Genomic DNA, 3,803 nt, shown 5'->3' with positions numbered 1-3,803 from the left:
CGCACGCGCGCGCCGGGGCCGCCGGCCGGGGCCAGCCGCAGGGCCGACTCGCCGATCCGCAGCAGCGCGCCCGGCGCGAACCGCACCGGGCGGGCGCCCAGCCGCGCGCCGTCCAGGGTGCTGCCGTTGGTGGAGCCGAGGTCGGCGACCGCGACACGCCCGTCCGCCGCGACGGTGACCGCGCAGTGCAGCCGTGAGACGTCCGGGTCGTCGAGCGGGACGTCGGCGCCGGCCGAGCGGCCGACCCGGATCTCGCCGCCGTGCAGGAGGTGGACCCCGCCCGCGTCCGGGCCCGCCACCACGTGGAGCCGGGTGGGGGCGTCGTCGAGCTCGGGATGGGGCTCGGGGGCCGCGGGGCCGCCCAGGGACAGCACCGCGCCGTCCGTCAGCGGGGGCTCGCCGAGGGTGCTGCGCCTGTCGTCCAGCCGCTCCGCGCCCGCGTACAGCGCGACGGGGCCGTCGCTCCCGGACACCGCCGAGGCGAGCGCCGACGCCACCGCCGCCAGGGCGGTGCCCGCGGGAGCCGTGACCAGCACGTCGCAGCTCGCCGTGCGGCCCCGCGCCGGGGAGCCCTGGGCCTGCGGGTCTACGACGGTCAGCCGGATCTGCATCGGCGTCAGCGGTCCCTTCTGCGCGGGCGCGGACGGGCGCCCGCCCCCGCACGAGCACATCGGCCAGTAACTGCACGCATCCTTGCACCTGCCACTGACAGCGCGCCCCCCACCCGAAGGCAAGTGATCTTGATTGGTCGGCTCTGCCCGCAAAAGTGCCTGACAGATGACCCGCCGGTGATCACTTGAGATCGGTCACGCCCCTTCGCGGCAACCAGGAGACGGACCCGTGCGTCTTTCCTTCGAACATGTGCGGGCGGCCGTACGCGAGATGCACAGGACGCGGACAGGCCGGTGCCCGGGGGCGCGGCATTACAGTGGGTCGGAACGTAGACGAGCAGCAGGGAGCGCGACGTGCGGCCGGTAGGCAGCAAGTACATCCTCGAGGAGCCGCTCGGTCGCGGTGCCACGGGGACCGTCTGGCGAGCCCGCCAGCGGGAGACCGCAGGTGCCGAGGCGGCCGTGCCGGGACAGCCCGGCGAGACCGTCGCGATCAAGGTCCTCAAGGAGGAGCTCGCCAGCGACGCGGACATCGTGATGCGGTTCCTGCGGGAGCGGTCCGTCCTGCTGAGGCTGACCCACCCCAACATCGTCCGGGTCCGCGACCTGGTCGTCGAGGGGGAGCTGCTCGCTCTGGTCATGGACCTCGTCGAGGGCCCCGACCTGCACCGCTACCTCCGCGAGAACGGCCCCTTCACACCGGTCGCCGCGGCCCTGCTCACGGCGCAGATCGCCGACGCGCTCGCCGCGAGCCACGCCGACGGCGTGGTCCACCGCGACCTCAAGCCCGCCAACGTCCTGCTGCGGCAGAACGGCGGCCAGATGCACCCCCTGCTCACGGACTTCGGCATCGCCCGCCTCGCCGACTCCCCGGGCCTGACCCGCACGCACGAGTTCGTCGGCACGCCCGCCTACGTCGCGCCCGAGTCCGCCGAGGGCCGCCCGCAGACCTCCGCCGTCGACATCTACGGCGCCGGCATCCTGCTGTACGAGCTGGTCACCGGACGCCCGCCGTTCGGCGGCGGCTCCGCCCTGGAGGTGCTGCACCAGCACCTCAGCGCCGAACCGCGCCGCCCCTCCACGGTCCCCGACCCGCTGTGGACCGTCATAGAGCGCTGCCTGCGCAAGAACCCCGACGAGCGGCCCAGCGCCGAGAACCTCGCCCGCGGCCTGCGCGTCGTCGCCGAGGGCATCGGCGTGCACGCCAACTCCGCGCAGATCGGCGCGGCCGAGGGCGTCGGCGCCCTGCTCGCCCCCGACCCCGCCCCGGCCCCCGTGCCGGGCTCGGCCGACGCCACCCAGGTGCTCCCGCACGGCGCGGGCTCCTTCGACCCCAACGCGGCGACCAGCGTCCTGCCGCACACCGGCGCCCCCGGCCCGGCCGGCGCCGCCGACCCCACGGCCGTCCTGCCCAGCACGGGCGGGCGCGGCGACGGCGACCGGACCTCCGTCATGCCGCCGGTGCCGCCCGGACAGCCCGGCCCCGAGGACCCGCACCCCTGGCAGAACCAGCTGCGCGCGGCCCGGGACCGCAACGAGCAGACCCAGGTGCAGTACCTCGACCCCGGCCAGGACCCGCTGCGCCGGCGTCCCCAGCGCCAGGTCGCCCGCCCCCAGCAGCCCCCGCAGCGGCCTCCGCAGCGCGGGCGGCAGGGCGGCTACGGCGGCCAGCCTCAGCCGCAGCAGGCCCCGCAGCGCCAGCCCCAGCCGTACGCCCCGCCGCGCCAGCCGCAGCAGCCGCCCCAGCGGCACGCCCCGGAGCCGCAGCGTCCGCAGCGCGAGCCGCGTGAACCGCGTGAGCCGCGCAGGCGCAGCGCCAACCCGATGCGGATTCCGGGCCTCGGCTGCCTCAAGGGCTGCCTGTTCACGGTCGTCATCCTGGTCGTCGCGGGCTGGCTGGTCTGGGAGCTGAGCCCGTTGCAGGACTGGATCGGTACCGGCCAGAGCTACTGGGGCCAGCTCGGCGACTGGTTCGACACCGTCACCGGCTGGATCGGCGATCTGGGCGGCGGCTCGGGCTCGGGCTCGGGCACCGGCTGACCGGGGTCCGCCCGAGGGCGCGAGTTTGGGAACTTGTCGACATCTGACGGGCGATTTCCGCCTCCGTGGTGAAGGTTGGCTCTTCCGGCGCGTAGTTTTGGCGGCAACACGCGTCGGTAGGAGCAGTCTTGGCACGGAAGATCGGCAGCCGGTACACCGCCAACCAGATCCTGGGGCGGGGCAGCGCCGGCACGGTGTGGCTCGGTGAGGGGCCCGAGGGCCCCGTCGCCGTGAAGCTGCTGCGCGAGGATCTCGCGTCCGACCAGGAACTGGTCGGACGCTTCGTGCAGGAGCGCACGGCCCTGCTCGGACTGGAGCACCCGAACATCGTCTCCGTGCGCGACCTGGTGGTCGACGGCAACGACCTCGCGCTCGTCATGGACCTGGTCCGGGGCACCGACGTGCGCACCCGCCTCGACCGCGACCGGCGGCTCGCGCCGGCGGCGGCCGTGGCGATCGCCGCCGACGTCGCCGACGGGCTCGCCGCCGCCCACGCGGCCGGTGTCGTCCACCGCGACGTCAAGCCGGAGAACATCCTGCTCGACATGCAGGGCCCGCTCGGGCCGGGCGGCTCGCACCCGGCCCTGCTGACCGACTTCGGTGTGGCGAAGCTCATCGACTCGCCGCGCCGCACCCGCGCCACCAAGATCATCGGCACCCCGGACTACCTCGCCCCGGAGATCGTCGAGGGCCTGCCGCCCCGCGCCGCGGTCGACATCTACGCCCTCGCCACCGTCCTGTACGAGCTGCTGGCGGGCTTCACGCCGTTCGGCGGCGGACACCCGGGCGCGGTGCTGCGCCGCCATGTCACCGAGACGGTCGCGCCGCTCCCCGGCATCCCCGACGAGCTGTGGCAGCTCGTCGTGCAGTGCCTGGCGAAGGCACCCGCCTCCCGGCTGCGGGCCTCGGAGCTGGCGGCCCGGCTGCGGGAGCTGGAGCCGCTGGTGGCCGGGATGCCGCCGCTGGACGTGGACGAACCCGACGCGGAGCCGGACCAGGACCAGGCGCCGTCCGCCGAGGAGCCGGTGCCCGCGGGCGAGCGGGTGCGGCGGCGGGGCGCGGTGCCGCTGGTGCCGGGCGCCGGGCCCGCCGACTCCAACCGGGACACCCACACGTCGATGCGGGTGCCCGCCCCCGACGAACTGGCCGGCG

The 3,803-nt window shown here is 75.6% G+C and carries 3 protein-coding genes; 2 read left to right on the top strand and 1 reads right to left on the bottom strand.

Annotated features, from left to right (window positions below; genetic code table 11):
• The coding region (locus tag SZN_RS36155; RefSeq protein ID WP_007505432.1) for an FHA domain-containing protein at positions 1-611 on the bottom strand (611 nt) is incomplete at its 3' end.
• A gap of 354 nt (positions 612-965) precedes the next feature.
• Here SZN_RS36155 and SZN_RS36150 point away from each other — a divergent pair.
• Together SZN_RS36150 and SZN_RS36145 are read left to right on the top strand one after the other, a co-directional pair.
• The gene (locus tag SZN_RS36150; RefSeq protein WP_007505431.1) at positions 966-2,651 is read left to right on the top strand and encodes a serine/threonine-protein kinase; all 1,686 of its coding nucleotides are present in this window, start codon (positions 966-968) and stop codon (positions 2,649-2,651) included.
• Positions 2,652-2,779: 128 nt separating this feature from the next.
• On the top strand, positions 2,780-3,803 hold a 1,024-nt coding region (locus SZN_RS36145; RefSeq protein ID WP_007505430.1), incomplete at its 3' end, for a serine/threonine-protein kinase.

This window comes from Streptomyces zinciresistens K42 (assembly GCF_000225525.1).
GTDB classification, from domain to species: domain Bacteria; phylum Actinomycetota; class Actinomycetes; order Streptomycetales; family Streptomycetaceae; genus Streptomyces; species Streptomyces zinciresistens.
This window is presented reverse-complemented; position numbering and strand designations above follow the sequence as displayed.